General features: G+C 61.9%; 16 protein-coding genes. 6 read left to right on the forward strand and 10 right to left on the reverse strand.

The window, feature by feature from the left end:
- Positions 1-163 precede the first annotated feature (163 nt).
- Both CUC44_RS05920 and CUC44_RS05925 read right to left on the reverse strand, forming a co-directional pair.
- A complete protein-coding gene (locus CUC44_RS05920; RefSeq protein WP_100859048.1) occupies positions 164-1,012 on the reverse strand; it encodes a TauD/TfdA dioxygenase family protein in 849 nt (282 codons plus the stop codon).
- A 71-nt stretch (positions 1,013-1,083) separates the two neighbouring features.
- Positions 1,084-2,064 (reverse strand): quinone oxidoreductase family protein, encoded by a 981-nt coding sequence (locus CUC44_RS05925; RefSeq protein WP_100859049.1) that lies wholly within the window; start codon positions 2,062-2,064, stop codon positions 1,084-1,086.
- A 365-nt stretch (positions 2,065-2,429) separates the two neighbouring features.
- On the opposite strand from CUC44_RS05925, the gene prpB reads away from it, so the two are divergent.
- The 4 genes from prpB (at position 2,430) to prpF (ending at position 8,550) form a co-directional block, all read left to right on the forward strand.
- Positions 2,430-3,314 carry a methylisocitrate lyase gene (gene prpB, locus CUC44_RS05930; protein WP_100859050.1) on the forward strand — a complete coding sequence of 295 codons (885 nt, stop codon included), beginning with the start codon at positions 2,430-2,432 and terminating at the stop codon, positions 3,312-3,314.
- 64 nt (positions 3,315-3,378) lie between these two features.
- A complete protein-coding gene (prpC, locus tag CUC44_RS05935; RefSeq protein WP_100859051.1) occupies positions 3,379-4,539 on the forward strand; it encodes a bifunctional 2-methylcitrate synthase/citrate synthase in 1,161 nt (386 codons plus the stop codon).
- 73 nt (positions 4,540-4,612) lie between these two features.
- Positions 4,613-7,231 carry a Fe/S-dependent 2-methylisocitrate dehydratase AcnD gene (gene acnD, locus CUC44_RS05940; RefSeq protein WP_208621031.1) on the forward strand — a complete coding sequence of 873 codons (2,619 nt, stop codon included), beginning with the start codon at positions 4,613-4,615 and terminating at the stop codon, positions 7,229-7,231.
- 131 nt (positions 7,232-7,362) lie between these two features.
- Complete coding sequence (gene prpF, locus CUC44_RS05945) at positions 7,363-8,550, forward strand: 2-methylaconitate cis-trans isomerase PrpF (protein ID WP_100859052.1); 1,188 nt, start codon at positions 7,363-7,365, stop codon at positions 8,548-8,550.
- 93 nt (positions 8,551-8,643) lie between these two features.
- Here the strand turns inward: prpF and CUC44_RS05950 are convergent, their stop codons facing one another.
- The 3 genes from CUC44_RS05950 to CUC44_RS05960 form a co-directional block, all read right to left on the reverse strand.
- On the reverse strand, positions 8,644-8,898 hold the full coding sequence (locus CUC44_RS05950) for a DUF6719 family protein (RefSeq protein ID WP_157812749.1): 255 nt from the start codon (positions 8,896-8,898) through the stop codon (positions 8,644-8,646).
- Between the two features lie 278 nt (positions 8,899-9,176).
- The gene (locus CUC44_RS05955) at positions 9,177-9,857 is read right to left on the reverse strand and encodes an N-acetylmannosamine-6-phosphate 2-epimerase (protein ID WP_244166718.1); all 681 of its coding nucleotides are present in this window, start codon (positions 9,855-9,857) and stop codon (positions 9,177-9,179) included.
- Between the two features lie 8 nt (positions 9,858-9,865).
- The gene (locus CUC44_RS05960; RefSeq protein ID WP_100859055.1) at positions 9,866-11,422 is read right to left on the reverse strand and encodes a PTS transporter subunit EIIC; all 1,557 of its coding nucleotides are present in this window, start codon (positions 11,420-11,422) and stop codon (positions 9,866-9,868) included.
- Positions 11,423-11,586: 164 nt separating this feature from the next.
- Between CUC44_RS05960 and CUC44_RS21140 the strand changes: the two genes are divergently transcribed.
- Together CUC44_RS21140 and CUC44_RS21430 are read left to right on the forward strand one after the other, a co-directional pair.
- Positions 11,587-11,967 (forward strand): MurR/RpiR family transcriptional regulator (locus CUC44_RS21140; protein WP_208621032.1); only part of this gene is annotated, 381 nt, incomplete at its 3' end.
- Positions 11,968-11,984: 17 nt separating this feature from the next.
- Positions 11,985-12,335, forward strand: coding sequence for a MurR/RpiR family transcriptional regulator (locus CUC44_RS21430; RefSeq protein WP_425266294.1), 351 nt, complete (start codon positions 11,985-11,987; stop codon positions 12,333-12,335).
- Positions 12,336-12,730: 395 nt separating this feature from the next.
- Here the strand turns inward: CUC44_RS21430 and CUC44_RS05970 are convergent, their stop codons facing one another.
- From CUC44_RS05970 to sctJ, 5 genes are all read right to left on the reverse strand, one after another.
- Positions 12,731-13,129: a type III secretion system chaperone family protein gene (locus CUC44_RS05970; protein ID WP_100859056.1), complete on the reverse strand. Its 399-nt coding sequence runs from the start codon at positions 13,127-13,129 to the stop codon at positions 12,731-12,733.
- 2 nt (positions 13,130-13,131) lie between these two features.
- Positions 13,132-15,135 (reverse strand): patatin-like phospholipase family protein, encoded by a 2,004-nt coding sequence (locus tag CUC44_RS05975; RefSeq protein WP_100859057.1) that lies wholly within the window; start codon positions 15,133-15,135, stop codon positions 13,132-13,134.
- Positions 15,136-15,236: 101 nt separating this feature from the next.
- Positions 15,237-15,869 carry an HrpE/YscL family type III secretion apparatus protein gene (locus CUC44_RS05980; RefSeq protein ID WP_100859058.1) on the reverse strand — a complete coding sequence of 211 codons (633 nt, stop codon included), beginning with the start codon at positions 15,867-15,869 and terminating at the stop codon, positions 15,237-15,239.
- Positions 15,848-16,474 (reverse strand): Yop proteins translocation protein K, encoded by a 627-nt coding sequence (locus CUC44_RS05985; RefSeq protein WP_100859059.1) that lies wholly within the window; start codon positions 16,472-16,474, stop codon positions 15,848-15,850. Before CUC44_RS05985 ends, CUC44_RS05980 begins: the two co-directional genes overlap by 22 nt.
- On the reverse strand, positions 16,474-17,211 hold the full coding sequence (gene sctJ, locus CUC44_RS05990) for a type III secretion system inner membrane ring lipoprotein SctJ (RefSeq protein WP_208621033.1): 738 nt from the start codon (positions 17,209-17,211) through the stop codon (positions 16,474-16,476). The genes CUC44_RS05985 and sctJ overlap by 1 nt, the downstream gene beginning before the upstream one ends.
- Positions 17,212-17,216: the final 5 nt, after the last annotated feature.

A 17,216-nucleotide genomic window follows, 5' to 3' on the forward strand; every position in this document is an offset into this window, starting at 1 on the left:
CCGGGGCATTCGGTATGGGTTGGAACATGTTCACGGTCTGTCGCGAGAGGTCGTCAACAAGGTAAAGAGCAGCGCAGGAACCGGAGTGTGTAAGCACACATGAGGATTCCGAGCAGCGCATGAGCCTTGATCACGGCCTCGTAGTAAGAACGTGGGCAAGTTCTTAGAAGGGCTTGTCGCCCATTATCCCGGCCCGCTCCATCTTGCGATGGCAGGGGGCATAATCCATGGCGGCATAGTGCTGGGTGCTGCGGTTGTCCCAGATGGCTATGCTTCCCGGCTGCCAGCGCCAGCGCACTTGGAACTCGGGGATATAGGCCTGGCTGATGAGGTAGCGCAGCAGATCGCTGCCCCCCATGCTGTAATCCTGGCCGACCCGCACATGGGCCGGGGTGTGGTAGTTGGTGAAGTGAGTGGCGAAGGCGTTGACGAACAGGATCTTCTCGTCCGTCTCCGGGTGGGTACGCACCACAGGGTGCTCGGCATCCGGGAACTGGGCCTTCAGGGCGAGGCGCTTCTCGATGGGCATGGCGGCGCCAAAACTCGCCTCTATGCTGTGACGGGCACGGAGCCCCGCGATCTTCTGTTTGATCTCTTCTGGCAACTGGGCATAGGCCACCGCCATATTGGCCCAGAGGGTGTCACCACCTACGGGCGGGCACTCCACACAGCGCAGCACGCAGCCCATGGGGGGTTGCTCGCGCCAGGTGGCATCCGTGTGCCAGGCGTTCTCGTAGCGATCGTTTGGCACCTCCGGCGACTTGTAAATGCGCACCAGGCCGGGGTTGTCCGGATCGCTGCCCGCCACCGGGTGATCCTCCAGCTCGCCGAAGCGACGGGCGAAGGCCACGTGATCGGCCCGGCTGATCTCCTGATTGCGCAGGAACAGCACCTTGTGCCTGAGCAGCTGGGCGCGGATCTCCGTAAACAGATCCCCGTCATGGACGGCATCCGCCAGGTTGACGCCAGACAGCTCGGCGCCGATATGGCAGGTCAGTTGTTCTACACGCATGTCTCTCTCCCTAGATGACAAGTCAGGCGACCGGACAAGTTCCCCGCCCCATGGGGCGGAGAGCTCGCACCCTAGATAACGAAGATGGAGGAGCCTGTGGTCTTGCGAGACTCCAGATCCCGGTGCGCCTGCGCCGCGTCCTGCAGCGCGTACTTCTGGTTGATCTCTATCTTGATCCGGCCGCTGGCCACGTGATCGAACAGCTCACCCGCCAGGGCGGCTTTCTCTGCGGGATCGGCGATGTAATCGGCGAGCGCCGGCCGGGTCAGGTAGAGGGAACCCTTCATGGCCAGCAACTGGGGGTTGAAGCCGTCGATGGGGCCAGAGGCGGTGCCGACGCAGACCATGAGGCCGCGGCGCTTGAGGGAATCGAGGGATCCCATGAAGGTGCTCTTGCCGACGCTGTCGAACACCACGTCGACCCCCGCCCCTTCGGTCAGGGTGCGCACCCGCTGGGCCACGTCCTCACGGCTGTAGTCGATGATGTAGTCGCAGCCGTGGGCCCGGGCGACTTCCCCCTTCGCCTCGCTCGAAACGGTACCGATCACCGTCAGTCCCAGCAGCTTGGCCCACTGGGCGACGATGAGACCCACACCACCGGCCGCCGCGTGCAGCAAGATGCTGTCACCGGGTTTGAAGTCGTGGATGCGGCGCATCAGGTAGGCGGAGGTGAGGCCGCGCATGGTCATGGCGGCGGCGGTCTCGCAGGTGATGCTGTCCGGCAGCTTGATGAGGGGGGCGGCCGGGATCAGGCGCTCGGTCGAGTAGGCGCCCAGGGTATTGATAAAGCCGGTATAGGTGACGCGATCGCCGACGGCGACATGGGTCACCCCCTCGCCCACCGCTTCGACCACACCGGCCGCCTCGACCCCCAGGCCATTGGGCAGCGGGATCGGGTAGGTACCGTTACGAAAATAGGTGTCGGCATAGTTGAGACCGACCGCGGCGTGGCGCAGACGCACCTGGCCAGGCCCGGGTTCCCCGACACAAATCTCTTCATAACGCAGGACCTCGGGGCCCCCGGTTTCATAAAAGCGTATGGCGTTGGCCATGGCTGTTCTCCAATCCATTCGTGAGTGAAAGTCTTCGTCCGGATTGAATCTAGGGGGTTACGTAAACGTCCGCTTTGCATCGGGCGACAGCCACTTTTCATCTCATGACAGTCCTTTCGAATCCGTTGAAGCCCGGTAGTGAAGAGGACAGAATCCCCCTGAACCCCCATGGCGACGGCGCCATGACCAAGTCTTGCCTGGAGATGAAGAGCCTATCTGCTTGACTTAACAGAGGTTATTGCAATGCCGCTGAAGGCGGCGCCCCAAGGGCTCAGCCTTCGACCTAAGCCGCATTGACGTTAACGTAAACGTGGTGTCAGATAGTGCTATCCGCAGCAGACAAGAAGCCCATGAAAGGAGTCACAATGTCCAAGCTATCCCCCTCGGCCGGTACCCGTTTTCGCAGTGCCCTGGCCAATGAGAAACCTCTGCAGATCGTCGGTACCATCAATGCCTACATGGCGCTGATGGCCGAGCGCAGCGGTTTCAAGGCCCTCTATCTGTCCGGTGCCGGGGTGGCCAATGCCTCCTTCGGCCTGCCGGATCTGGGCATGACCTCCATGAATGACGTGCTGATCGATGCCGAGCGCATCACGGCCGCCACCCAGGTTCCCCTGCTGGTGGACATAGACACAGGCTGGGGCGGCGCCTTCAACATCGCCCGCACTGTCCGTGCCTTCGAGCGCGGCGGCGTGGCCGCCGTTCACATGGAAGATCAGGTCGCCCAGAAGCGCTGCGGTCACAGACCGAACAAGGCGGTCGTCTCCATCGCCGAGATGGTGGACAGGATCAAGGCCGCGGTGGATGCCCGCCAGGACGAGAGCTTCGTCATCATGGCCCGCACCGACGCCCTGGCGGTGGAAGGATTGGGCTCGGCCCTCGAGCGCGCCGCCGCCTACGTGGAAGCGGGCGCCGACATGATCTTCGCCGAGGCGGTCACCGAGCTGGACCAGTACGATCGCTTCAAGCAGGTTGTCGGGGTGCCCATCCTGGCCAACATGACCGAATTTGGTAAAACCGAGCTGTTTGACAAGGAGGCGCTGGCCGCCCACGGCGTCGACATGGTGCTCTACCCCTTGAGCGCTGCCCGCGCCGCCAATCAGGCCGCCCTCAATGTCTATCAGCAGCTGCGCCGCGATGGCCACCAGCGCGCCGTGGTCGACACCATGCAGACCCGGGAGTCCCTCTATGACTTCCTCGATTATCACCACTACGAGCAGACTCTGGACAGACTGTTCACCAAGGAATAAGCCCGCGACCAGCCGCCTCATGCTGGCGGCTGGCGCTTCAACGGACTGAATGAGGAAACATGTGATGAGCGCCATTCCCGAAACGACCACCGGCTTCAAGCCCAAGAAATCCGTCGCCCTCTCCGGCACCGCCGCCGGCAACACGGCTCTGTGTACCGTGGGCCTCTCCGGCAACGATCTGCACTACCGTGGCTACGACATCCTGGATGTCGCCACCAGCTGCGAATTCGAAGAGATCGCCCACCTGCTGGTGCACGGGCATCTTCCCAATGTGGCGGAGCTCGCCGCCTACAAGGCCAAACTCAAGGCCCTGCGCGGCCTGCCCACCGGGGTCAAGACAGCCCTGGAGCAGCTGCCCCCGAGCGCCCATCCCATGGACGTAATGCGCACCGCCGTCTCCGTGCTGGGTTGCCTCTCCCCCGAGAAGGACGACCACAACCACCCGGGCGCCCGCGACATCGCCGACAAGCTGATGGCCTGCCTGGGGTCCGTGCTGCTCTACTGGTACCACTTCAGCCACAACGGCAAGCGCATTCATGTCGAGACCGACGACGACTCCATCGGCGGCCACTTCCTGCACCTGCTGCACGGGCACAAGCCCCGCGCCTCCTGGGTGCGCGCCATGCACACCTCCCTCATCCTCTATGCCGAGCATGAGTTCAACGCCTCCACCTTCACCGGCCGCGTCATCGCCGGCACCGGCTCCGATATGTACTCCTGCATCACGGGGGCCATCGGCGCCCTGCGCGGACCCAAGCACGGCGGCGCCAACGAGGTGGCGTTCGAGATCCAGAAACGCTACGACAATCCGGATGACGCCGAGGCCGACATCCGCGCCCGGGTCGAGAAGAAGGAAGTGGTCATCGGCTTCGGCCACCCCGTCTACACAGTCTCCGACCCGCGCAACCACGTGATCAAGCAGGTGGCGAGTGATCTCAGCCAGGAGCAGCACAACACCAAGATGTTCGACATAGCCGCGCGCCTCGAAGCCGTGATGTGGGACGCCAAGAAGATGTTCCCGAACCTCGACTGGTTCAGCGCTGTCAGCTACCACATGATGGGGGTGCCCACCGCCATGTTCACCCCGCTGTTCGTCATCGCCCGCACCTCCGGCTGGTCCGCCCATGTCATCGAGCAGCGCATCGACGGCAAGATCATCCGCCCGAGCGCCAACTACGTCGGCCCGGAAGATCTCAAGTTCGTGCCGCTCAAGGAGCGCCCATGAGCCACGTCAACAGCCAATACCGCCTGCCCTACACCTCCCGCGTGCATGCCGAGAAGAATCAGGAGCGCAAGTGATGATAAACACTCAGTATCGCAAGCCCCTGCCCGGCACTTCGCTTGACTACTTCGATGCCAGGGCGGCGGTCGACGCCATCGCGCCCGGCGCTTGGGACAGGCTGCCCTACACCTCCCGCGTCCATGCCGAGAACCTGGTGCGCAAGTGCGATCCGGTCATCCTCACCGAGTGCCTGAGCCAGATCGCCCTGAACAAGCGTGATCGCGACTTCCCCTGGTTCCCGGCCCGGGTGGTCTGCCACGACATCCTGGGCCAGACCGCCCTGGTGGACTTGGCGGGCCTGCGCGATGCCATCGCCGATCAGGGGGGGGATCCCGCCCAGGTCAATCCTGTGGTGCCGGTGCAGCTTATCGTCGATCACTCCTTGGCCGTGGAGTGTGGCGGTTTCGATCCCCAGGCGTTCGAGAAGAACCGCGCCATCGAGGATCGCCGCAACGAGGATCGCTTCCACTTCATCAACTGGACCAAGCAGGCGTTCAAGAATATCGAGGTGATCCCGCCCGGCAACGGCATCATGCACCAGATCAACCTGGAGAAGATGTCCCCCGTCATTCACGCCGATCGTGGTCTCGCCTACCCGGACACCTGCGTCGGCACCGACAGCCACACCCCCCACGTTGACGCCCTCGGCGTCATAGCGGTCGGGGTGGGCGGATTGGAAGCCGAGAACGTCATGCTGGGCCGCGCCTCCTGGATGCGGCTGCCGGAGATCGTCGGCGTCGAGCTCAGTGGCAAGCCGCAGCCCGGCATCACGGCCACCGATGTGGTGCTATCCCTCACCGAGTTCCTGCGCCAGCAGAAGGTGGTCGGCGCCTATCTGGAGTTCCGTGGGGAGGGCGCCGCCGCCCTGACCCTGGGCGATCGCGCCACCATCTCCAACATGGCGCCGGAATACGGCGCCACCGCGGCCATGTTCTTCATCGACGACCAGACCCTCGACTACCTCAAACTCACCGGCCGCGACGACAGCCAAGTTAAACTGGTGGAGACCTATGCCAGGGAAGCCGGCCTCTGGGCCGATGCTCTGGCGAGCGCCCAGTACGAGCGCGTGCTGCACTTCGATTTGTCGACCGTGGTACGCACCCTGGCCGGCCCCTCCAACCCCCATCGCCGCCTGCCGGTCTCCGCCCTGGCGGAGCGCGGTATCGCGGTGGATCTGGACAAGGCCCGCACCCAGGAGGCCGACGGCCTGCTGCCCGATGGGGCCGTCATCATCGCCGCCATCACCAGTTGCACCAACACCAGCAACCCGCGTAACGTGATTGCCGCAGGCCTCTTGGCCCGTAACGCCAACAGGCTCGGTCTGGTGCGCAAACCCTGGGTCAAGTCGTCCCTCGCGCCCGGCTCCAAGACAGTCGCCCTCTACTTGAAAGAGGCAGGATTGGACGAGGAGCTGGAGCGACTCGGTTTTGGCGTGGTGGCCTTCGCCTGCACCACCTGCAACGGCATGTCCGGCGCCCTGGATCCCGCCATCCAGCAGGAGATCATCAACCGGGATCTGTATGCCACGGCAGTGCTGTCGGGCAACCGCAACTTCGACGGCCGCATCCACCCCTATGCCAAGCAGGCCTTCCTCGCCTCCCCGCCCCTGGTGGTGGCCTACGCCATCGCCGGCACCATCCGTTTCGACATCGAGAAGGATGTGCTGGGTGTGGTGAACGGCAAGGAAGTGCGCCTCAAAGACATCTGGCCGAGCGACGAGGAGATCGACGCCGTGGTCAAGTCCTCGGTCAAGCCGTCCCAGTTCCGCCAGGTCTATATCCCCATGTTCACCATAGAGGAGGACTTGGGTCCCAAGGTGGCGCCCCTGTATGACTGGCGCCCCCAGAGCACCTATATCCGCCGCCCACCCTACTGGGAGGGAGCCCTGGCGGGCGAGCGCACCCTGCGCGGCATGCGGCCGCTGGCTGTGCTGCCGGACAACATCACCACAGATCATCTGTCGCCGTCCAACGCCATCATGCGCAGCAGCGCGGCGGGGGAATATCTGCACAAGATGGGCCTGCCGGAGGAGGACTTCAACTCCTACGCCACCCACCGCGGCGATCACCTGACCGCCCAGCGCGCCACCTTCGCCAACCCCCAGCTGGTGAACGAGATGGCGGTAGTGAACGGCGCCGTGAAGAAGGGGTCGCTCGCCCGCGTCGAGCCGGAAGGCCGGGTGATGCGGATGTGGGAAGCCATCGAAACCTACATGGAGCGCAAGCAGCCGCTGATCATCGTCGCCGGCGCCGATTACGGGCAAGGGTCTTCCCGGGACTGGGCGGCCAAGGGGGTACGGCTGGCGGGGGTAGAGGTGATAGCGGCGGAAGGTTTCGAGCGCATTCACCGCACCAACCTCATCGGCATGGGGGTACTGCCCCTGGAGTTCAAGCCTGGCACCACTCGCCTGACCCTTGGTCTGGATGGTACCGAGACCTATGACGTGGTGGGGGAGCGCAAGCCGCGCGCCGATCTCTCGCTGGTCATTCGCCGCCGCAGCGGCGAGGTGGTCGAGGTCCCCATGACCTGTCGCCTAGATACCGCCGAGGAGGTCTCTGTCTACGAGGCGGGCGGCGTGCTGCAACGCTTCGCCCAGGACTTCCTGGAGTCGACGGCCCACAAGGCCGCCAGCTAATATCGGGCCAGGTTCCTCTTCCTCTGGCAGAGGGTTGGGTGAGGGAAAATAGGTCTCCCTCATCCGACTCCCCCTTTCAGGCACCTTCTCCCCAAAAGAGAAGGCGCATCACCCTTTTTTGGATAATTTCTATGGCCCATACACCACAAGTCAAAATCCCGGCCACCTATCTGCGCGGCGGCACCAGCAAGGGGGTCTTCTTCCGTCTGCAAGACCTGCCCGAGCGCTGTCAGGTGCCCGGCCCGGCCCGCGACAAGCTGTTTATGCGGGTGATCGGTAGCCCGGATCCCTACAGTGCCCATATCGATGGCATGGGGAGCGCCACCTCCTCCACCTCCAAGTGCGTGATCCTCTCCAAAAGCAGCCAGCCCGATCACGACGTGGACTACCTCTACGGCCAGATTGCCATCGACAAGGCGTTCGTGGACTGGAGCGGCAACTGCGGCAACCTCTCCACCGGCGCCGGCGCCTTCGCCATCCACGCCGGCCTGGTGGACCCGGCCCGCATCCCGGATAACGGCACCTGCATGGTGCGGATCTGGCAGGCCAACATAGGCAAGACCATCATAGCCCACGTGCCGGTGACCAATGGCCAAGTGCAGGAGACAGGCGACTTCGAACTGGACGGGGTGACCTTCCCCGCCGCCGAAATCGTGCTGGAGTTTCTCGACCCCTCGGATGATGGCGAGGAAGGCAGCGCCCTCTTCCCCACCGGCAATCTGATAGACGAGCTGGAAGTCCCCGGCATCGGCGTGCTGAAGGCCACCATGATTGCCGCCGGCATCCCCACGGTCTTCGTCAACGCCGAGGAAATTGGCTACACAGGTGCAGAGCTGCGCGAGGCGATCAACACAGACCCGGAGGCACTCGCGCGCTTCGAGGCAATCCGCGTCGCCGGCGCCCTGCGCATGGGGCTCATCAAGAGCGCCGAAGAGGCAGCCACCCGCCAGCATACGCCGAAGATCGCCTTCGTCGCACCGGCGAAGGACTACCACACCGCCAGCGGCAAGGAGGTGAAGGCGGGCGAGATCGATCTGCTGGTACGGGCCCTCTCCATGGGCAAGCTGCACCACGCCATGATGGGCACCTGCGCCGTGGCCATCGGCACAGCCGCGGCCATTCCCGGCACCCTGGTGAACCTGGCGGCGGGTGGCGGCGAGCGGGAGGCGGTGCGCTTCGGCCACCCCTCCGGCACCCTGCGGGTGGGCGCAGAGGCGCGTCGGGTGAACGGGGACTGGTCCGTCACCAAGGCGGTGATGTCACGCTCCGCCCGCATCCTGATGGAGGGCTGGGTACGGGTGCCGGGAGACGCCTTCTAGCCCGGCGACTCCCAGACTCCCCATATATAAACAGAGCCAAGGCGACTGCCCTGGCTCTTTTTTACAGCATGTTTCGCTACTGAGAATCACTTATCATTGCGGTCTGGGCACACATTCCACCTGGCGCGGGATATTCTTCTTGGCATCGCCACCGACAATCCGCTTCACCTGGGCGTCCGGGCAGCGGCCATCGTCCACATAGACCTGCTTGCCATAAGGCACGGCCCCCGGCGGCGGATCCTGCGGCAGATACTCGATGGGCGCGGGCGCAATCACGGCGCAACCCGATATCAGGCCCGCCACCAGCATCACGGCGAGCCAGCCCCTCCTCTTCCATGCAACCTTCATAGGCCACTCCCACTCCTGGTTCCGATGCGGGCAGAGCCATCCCCTGCCCCGCACTGACCCAGCCAGTGTAGCCAGCCCCTCCCCCGCGCCGATAGCCACCAAGAGCCTCACTGTGACGAATTCAGACACAGAAAAGCCCAGGGGATTGAGCCCCTGGGCGAGCAATACGCACGGATTGATGGGCTGCCGCCCTGACACAGAGTCGCCCCACCTTGTATAACGGTGGGGACTCAACAGGCCGGGGGCCAGCGGCCACCACCCTTGGATATGCCGCCGGCTTACAGCCCCATCGCCTCGATGAATCGCTCTGTGATCTGCTGGGGACGGGTGATGGCGCCACCCACGACGACCGCATGGGCGCCGAGCTGCAGACAACGGGTCGCCATCTGCGGCGTCACCACATTCCCCTCAGCAATCACGGGCACAGTGACGGCGGCCAGCACGGCGCGCAGGAAGGCAAAATCATCGTCATGGAGCTTGTGGCCTTTCGTCTCCCGGGTGTAGCCGTGCAGGGTAGTGCCGACGCAGTCAAAACCAAGCCGTTCGGCATGCACGGCCTCCTCCAGGGTGGCGATATCCGCCATCAGCAGCAGTGCTGGATAACGGGCCCGGATGGCCTCGACCATCTGCGCCAGGCTCTGCCCATCGGGCCTCGGGTGCAGGGTGGCATCCATGGCAATCATCTCGGGTGAGGCCGTCATCAGCTCATCCACTTCACGCAGCGTGGCGGTGATATAGACCTCGGAGCCCGGATAATCCCGCTTGAGGATACCGATGACCGGCAGCGACACCTGCTGCTTGATGGCCTGGATATCCACCACGCTATTGGCCCGGATGGCACTGGCACCACCCCGGGCGGCCGCCAGCGCCATGCGCCCCATGATGAAGTCGCTGTAGAGCGGCTCATCTTCCAGCGCCTGGCAGGAGACGATCAACTTGCCTTTGATTTGGTTCAGCATTGTACAACTCATGCGCCCAATAACTCCTCAATCTCGTTCTTGATGATGGTGACGTGGGGACCGTAGATGACCTGGATGCCATTGCCCTTGGTGATCACGGCCAGTGCCCCCGTCTGTTTCAGCAGTGCCTCCTTGACGGCATCGCCGCGATGGACCGACACCCGCAGCCGGGTCGCACAGCAGTCCACATCCTTGATATTGACGGCGCCACCCAGCCCCTCGACGATCGCCTTGGCGCGGTCGACGCCCACTGTCTCGCGGATCTCCTCCTGCTGATCTTCACGTCCCGGCGTCTTGAACTTGAAGCGCTGGATCAGGAAGCGGAAAGAGAAGTAATAGAGGCAGAACCAGGGCACACCCACCAGGGGGACCAGCATCCAGTGGGTCTTGGCCTGACCCTGCAACACGCCAAACAGCATGAAATCGATGAAACCGCCGGAGAAGGTCTGGCCTATGGTGATGTTGAGCATGTGCGCCAGCATGAATGCCAGGCCGTCGAACACTGCATGCAGCAAGTACAGGGGCGGCGCAATGAACAGGAACGAGAACTCGATAGGCTCGGTGATCCCGGTCAGGAAAGAGGTCAGGGCGGCCGAGATGAGCAGGCCCGCCACCCGCTTCTTGTTCTCGGGGCGCGCGCAGTGGTACATGGCAAGGCAGGCCCCCAGCAAACCGAACATCATAGTGATGAAGCGGCCGGACATGAAGCGGGCTGTCCCTTCGTAGAACTGTACCGTAGCGGGATCCGCCAGCTGGGCGAAGAAGATGCGCTGGGTGCCTTCCACGAGATGGCCGTCGATGAGCGCACTGCCCCCCAGAGCTGTCGTCCAGAACGGCAGGTAGAAGATATGGTGTAGACCGAACGGGCCCAGCATCCGCAGCACGAAGCCATAGATGAAGGTACCAAGGTAACCGGTGGCATCCACCAGCCCGCCCATCCCGAAGATCAGCTGCTGGAAGTGCGGCCAGACCACGTACATGAGGCAGCCCAGCACGATCGCCGCCAGCGAGCAGACGATGGGCACGAAGCGCGAGCCCCCGAAGAAGCCGAGAAACTGCGGCAGTTGCACCTTGTTGTAGCGGCTGTGCAGCCAGTAGCTCATCAACCCCACCACCACGCCGCCAAACACCCCGGTTTCCAGCGTCTGGATCCCGAGGGCCATGCCTTGGCCCGAGGCCCCAAGATTACCGCTGGCCAGGGTATCGGACAGCTTCAGCAGGGTGCTGATGCTGGCGTTCATCACCAGATAGGCCAGCAGGGCCGAGAGCCCGGCGGTGCCCTTGTCGGAGCGAGCCAGCCCCACCGCCACTCCGAGGGCAAACAGTACCGCCAAGTTGGCGAAGACGATGGCCCCCGCATCGGCCATCAGCATGAAGAGCCCCTGCAGCCAGGGCACATCCAGGAAGGGATAGGCCACTAGCGTGTTCGGATTGGAGAGCGACCCCCCGATCCCTAACAACAGGCCAGCGGCGGGCAGCACGGCGATCGGCAACATGAACGACTTGCCAAAGCGCTGCGCCTTCTCGAAAAACGGGTTGCTTCCCGTCTTCTCGGGCTGTGACATGATAAAAATCTCCATGAGTGAATTGCATTGGTGATAATTTTTACCAAAACAACGAACAAGTCATGATAATTATTTTTATGGTGTGACAGCTCTCACATTCGGCGGGGAAAAAACGCTAGAATCACTGCCAGTTTGCATCCTGCCAAGCTCTGAAGGAGTCTTCATTGAACCAAGTCGCAGAGGCCCCTCGCGTACTGCTCATGCTGCGCCACAACCTCACTACCTATAGTCAGACCCTGCAACGGCTCGGCCAGTTCGTGCTGGATCAACCCCAGCGGGTGCTCTATCTGACCATCACAGAGCTGGCCCGCGAGAGTGGCACCAGCGAGGCGAGCGTGACCCGCCTATGCCGTGGCGTAGGTTGTCGCGGTTATACCGAGTTCAAGATGGCCCTGGCGCTGGAGACTCAGCAGGAGCAGGCCAGCCAGCCTCAGCCGTTGACCACGGATACCACCAGTTGCCTCATCGAGGAGAGTGTCTCGGCCCTGCGAGATACCGGGGCCCTGCTCAGTGAGGCGGCGCTTCAGCAGAGCGCCAACCTGCTGNNCAGCAGTTTGGCGACATGCACCGCGCCGCCATGAATGCGACCAGCCTGACCGAGGGGGATGTGGTGATTGCCGTGTCCAGCTCGGGTTCGACCAAGGATCTGCTGCACACGGTGCAACTGGCCAAGGGACGGGGCGCCCATGTCATCGTGCTCAGCAACACCAGCCGCAGCCCGCTGGCGACCCTGGCCGATCAGCTGTTGGTGGCGGCCAAACCGGAAGGGCCGCTCACCGCCGGCTCGTTTCACTCCAAGATCAGCGCCATGCTGCTCATCGAGCTGCTGGTGCAACGGCTGCTGGAAAACCACCCGGAGCGAGAGACCGCCATCTCGGACAGCGCCAAGGCCACCCTGCCCTGGCTGATATGATGCAGGCTGGCCGCTGGCATATGGCGAACCCATGACCCTGTGTGCGGCCCTGACTGCGTAGAGATATAAATGGGGAATACTGCGAGAGAATCAAAAAGGAGCAAGAAGGGAGAGCCCAGCAGCATCGAATCAGCTGCCAGCGCAGGTTGGAAATTGCAGACACGAAAAAGCCCAAACGACTTAGTCGTTTGGGCTATATGGATGGCGGAGTTAAAAGCCGCCATCTATGGGTTCTATTTCCCCCAAGAGTTCTGTCATATCGGGGCCGAAGGACTGGCGAGCTTGCAGAGTGTTTCAGCAGGCAGATGGCTAAGTCCATCTGCCTTTATGGATAATCACCAACATCTGAACAACGATGCTCGCCAAGGACCCGCACAACATCCGATAGATCTCATTCAAACAAAGAAATTGCCTGTTTGAATCACTATGCTCTCTTCCGGCTCTTGCAGCAGAGGCTGCAGTGCACCATATGCGCTATGGAGCAGATCACAAGCGGATTGACATGCCTCAGGGCTGGCTAATTCCTCTAAAGGCAACCACAACAGCAGCCGACCGCTACTGTCAGCCGTCAGCCTGGTCGGCTGCAGCGCCGACATAGGGCTGTTGACCTGCAGTAGCAGCAGCATGACCCCCGAGAGTCCATTCGAGGGCAAGGGAGCCATCGGCAGCGCCAGCACATACTGATCTCCCATTCTCTCGAGCCACAACTCCGGTGATGACTCGAATCGGATGCATCGGCTCTCACCGGCTGCGGGTAGGCTCTGCCCCAATCCTTTTAACCATTCAACCAGCATGCTTACTCCTTCATCATCCAGGCTTGAGCCTGGCTGACTGTGGTGGAAGAGCGAGGTTTGCTCCACGGTTTGTTGCGAGCACCGTAATTATCTGCCAGCTCTTTCAGCGCCACGTTCACCTCGGACGGCGTCTTCGCATTCACCAGGGCATGCTCTGTCTGGCGCAGCAATGCCACGTTACTGTCTGGTTGCCCCGGGCGGAACAGGGAGGGATAGATCACCTCATGAATGATATTGTGCGCCACCGTCATCACCTCACGGTGTCTCGCCTCGCCTTTGCTCTGTTCCAATATGGGGAATTGGCCAGCTGGACTAGCCGTATTGAGCAAGCGAGCCAGCGCTGTGTTATCCGCTTGGTTGAACTGGGCCACGAGCCAGTCTCGACGAGCCGGGGAATTGGCCAGTGAATCTAGTTGCTCGAGCGCATCGGATAATGAGTCAGACAGTGCCAACTGGGCAGATGGGTCCTGACTCAACACAGATGCCACTATGACAGAGAGCTGCTCCTGAGCCGTCTGTTGAAAGCGAACGGTTTCCTGTATCTCAGCATTACTTTCCAGCGCAACGGCCGCAAAGTCCCGCTCCGGCAGGGCCAGCAGGGCTGACTCCAGATCGTTGAACTGATATTGCTGCCGATCGCTCGTCCTCCCCTCCAGATGCCCCGTCACCGCATCGGCCAACTTGTCTTGCAGATGCTGCTTGTCTGCATCACTCATGGTGAAATTCAGCGTGCCACTCAGGGTACCGGTGAAATCGCCACGTTCGGTTATGAGCGGCACTGTCACCATCTGATCGGAAAATGCGGCCAGTCCTTTGGTTTGCAGAGCCGATCGTGCTCCGACCGGCGCACCCACCACCCAATCCGCAATGGCGCCTTTGCGAGAACCCCGCTCGACGGGCTCGTCACTGCCCCCCTCGAATTTCAGGATCAGATTGTCATGCTCGGAGATCGGTGAGTGTCTGACAGCAGGATTGATCAACTCAGGGACCGGGACATTGAGCATGACACCGCCATCTTGCAATGACAGTTGTTCGCCTTTCATCAAGAAGGGTTGATGCTCTTCCTCAGGGCGACTAAATACCACTGGGAAAGAGCCGGAAATATGGGCGGCACGAGCAATTTCCATGTTCGGTGTCAGGCTGGCATTAAACAGGATCATTTGTGGGCGGCCATCGAACATGCCGGTTCCCGTGATGTTCAACTCCTTGATGGCCGGAATGTGGCGGTTGAGCAGTGCCAGATCACCGAAAGTCACTCCACCACCTTGCTGCAGACGTTGCCGGATGGCGGCAATCTCGGGTCTGGAGTTAAGCTCAGGGTGCGCACCAAGCTGGGCCAATACGGAGCGGCTCGACTCCTGTTTAAGTGTCTTCTCGAGGGGGGCGGCTTCGGACTGCAGGCGGGGCAAGATGTTGCAAAGCAATTGCACGAAGCTACCCAACTTGCTGAGTTTTATCTTATCGAGCAGTCCGGCGATCGTCTTGCCATTTTCCCCACTCAGATGTTGAGCCAGCTTGATTTTTTTCACTGGGGAATCGAGCAAATCAATGAGATCCATCTTATCGGACAGGCTCTTGAATTTATCGGCATTCATCCCCGCCGCGAGCAAAGACGCCGTAATCGCCCCGGCAGAGGAGCCGGACAGAGTGCGGACCTCGGCTAACTTACCCTGCTGCTCCAACGCCTTGATAGCGCCCGGATAGGCCGCGCCCTTGGCCCCACCACCACTCAATACCAGGCTGGTGAGTGGTGGATGATTCAGCGTGACAGTAGCAGATCCGTCCTGATGACGGCTGATACTGACCTCGCGTGGTCCACGACTCTCGCAGATCGGCTCCCCCTTCGACGATTCGGTGAGAGGGGTCTGGCTGACGTGTGCCAGCGGCTGCACGGCCCCCGTTCCCAGAGCACTTGCCAAACTGGGCGCGTGCTCCTGTGGCTCATGGTGGAGTGGTTCGGACGCCTGCGTCGTGATGGACTGTCTGGCAACCTGCTGGATCTGCATGGTACTTCTCCTGTGACTATGGAATTGAGTCCATTCTAGGGAGAGTCGCCGTGGTCGTTTGACAACATCGGCCGCAATTTTATCGATGTGGCACTTTATTATCAGGAATGGGTACCGGCTCGCTCGAGCGTCGCCGAGATGGCCCTCGACAGGGCCTCCAGCTGGCCATCCAGGCTGGCATCGATGATCCCCACCTCGGTTTCCAGGATGCAGCCGCCCTGATCGAGCCGGGCATCGGCGGAGATCTCCAGATAGCCGATCTCGGGAAAGTCTTTATGCACCTTGGCTATCTGGTCGCGCACCGCCTGCACCTGCTCAGGCGCTACCCGCACCGTCACCTGCTTCTGATTGCTCACCAGAGAGAGCGCCTCGCGCACCACCTTGAGGGTGAGCGCCACCTGATCGTAATCATGCAAGATCTTGCGCACCGACTGCAGCACCACCTCGCTCATCTGCTGTTCGACCGTGCGGTAATACCCCTGGCACTGCAGCTGGGTCTGATGGATCAGCACGGCTTGCTCCCGCCGTGCCTGCTCCATGCCAGCTTGCCAACCGAGTTCCTTCTGTTGCTCGTACACTGTGCGGGCCTCCTGCACTATCTCGGCGGCCTGCACCCTGGCTGCATCAACCAGCGCCTGTGCACTCAGATAGGATTGGTAATCCTGGCTGCGCAGCAGGCGCTGACCGGGTACCAGTTGCAGATGTTCACTCTTTATTTCAACAAATGGCAGCATTGTGGTGTTACCTGTTTCGCTATTTTGAGACAGAGCACCCTGGCAAGCGGCAACTGCTCGGTGGCGAGATGCCAGGGTGTCACGGCCAACGCGGGTGACAGGCGCAAGGCGAGCCGCCGCGCCCAGCAGAGATCAGCCTCTCCCGTCGCCGCCAGCCAGAACTGCAGTCCGGCCTGCTCCAGATAGGCGCCGTCCGGCTGCGCCGGCAATGAGCGCTGCCAGCCAGCGGGCCAGAGGCCGATCAACAGGTCTAGCTGGGACAGCAGGGTCCTGTGACCCTCTTCGCCCAGCAGGCTGATAAGATGGCGCAGCATGGGTGCCTGCAAACAGTGACGGATGGCTTCGCCGTGCAGCACGGCACCCAAGCGGCGCAGCAGCAGGATAAGTTCAGCCTGGGGAAAGAGCGCCAGCCCGCCGAGTGGCACAGGTAGATCGTATTCGATCCCCAATGCCAGCTCATTGAGCAAGGCGCCATTGAGCGCCGGGAGTGTTCGCCACTCCGGCAAGGCTTCCCGCAACCCGCACCAAGTCTTCGGAAAGTGTCCCTCGTCGAGGTAGCTTGCCGGACAGAAGCGCAATTGGTAGGGCGTCAGACCGGCCGCCATCAGCGACTCCGACGCCGATGCCACAGGTACTGAGCCAGGTTGGTGGTCACTACCAGTGTCAACAACAGGGCGATCAAGCCAGCCAGGCGCCACTTCGAGGCTTCGCTCACCTCAATGGAAAAGAGGCTGGTATTGCGTGCCAGCAAGGGCATCTGGCGGATATCAGCTGAGGGGACCAGCACCACGCTGATCCTGTCGTAAGCCAGCCCCTCGATACTGTTGTTGACCAACTGCTTGATCTGCGGAATATAGGTGTCCAACTGGATGTCGGCGGCATGTTTGATGAAGACGGAGGCCGAGGCGGGAGACGGCTTTTTGCTGATCCCTTCATTGCCCTCCGGCAATACCACATGCACCCTGGCCACCAGCACCCCGTCTATTTCGGAGAGGGTATGGGAGATCTCCTGTGCCTTGGCGTAATTGAGGCGAGCCCGCTCCTCGGTCGGCGAGGAGATAAGGCCATCCTTGGGAAACACATCCTGCAGCGTGGAAAAGCTCTCCCGCGGGTAGCCCTTGCGCTTGAGGGTCTCGATGGCTTGCGCCACGTCGGACTCCTCCACCAGCAGCTTGATTTTGCCGTCCTTGTCTGGCTGCTTGTCCGAGGAGATCCCCTCGGTACGCAGCAACGCCAGCATCTCGTTTCCTTCCTTCTGGCTGACCCCGGTATAGAGCTCTACTTTGCAACCACTGAGCAGCAGGGCACTGAAAAGCACCCCCTTCAGCATCGTTCTCTTCACACTAC

Origin of the sequence: Aeromonas lusitana (genome assembly GCF_002812985.1) — a bacterium.
In the GTDB taxonomy this organism is placed as follows: Bacteria; Pseudomonadota; Gammaproteobacteria; order Enterobacterales; family Aeromonadaceae; genus Aeromonas; species Aeromonas lusitana.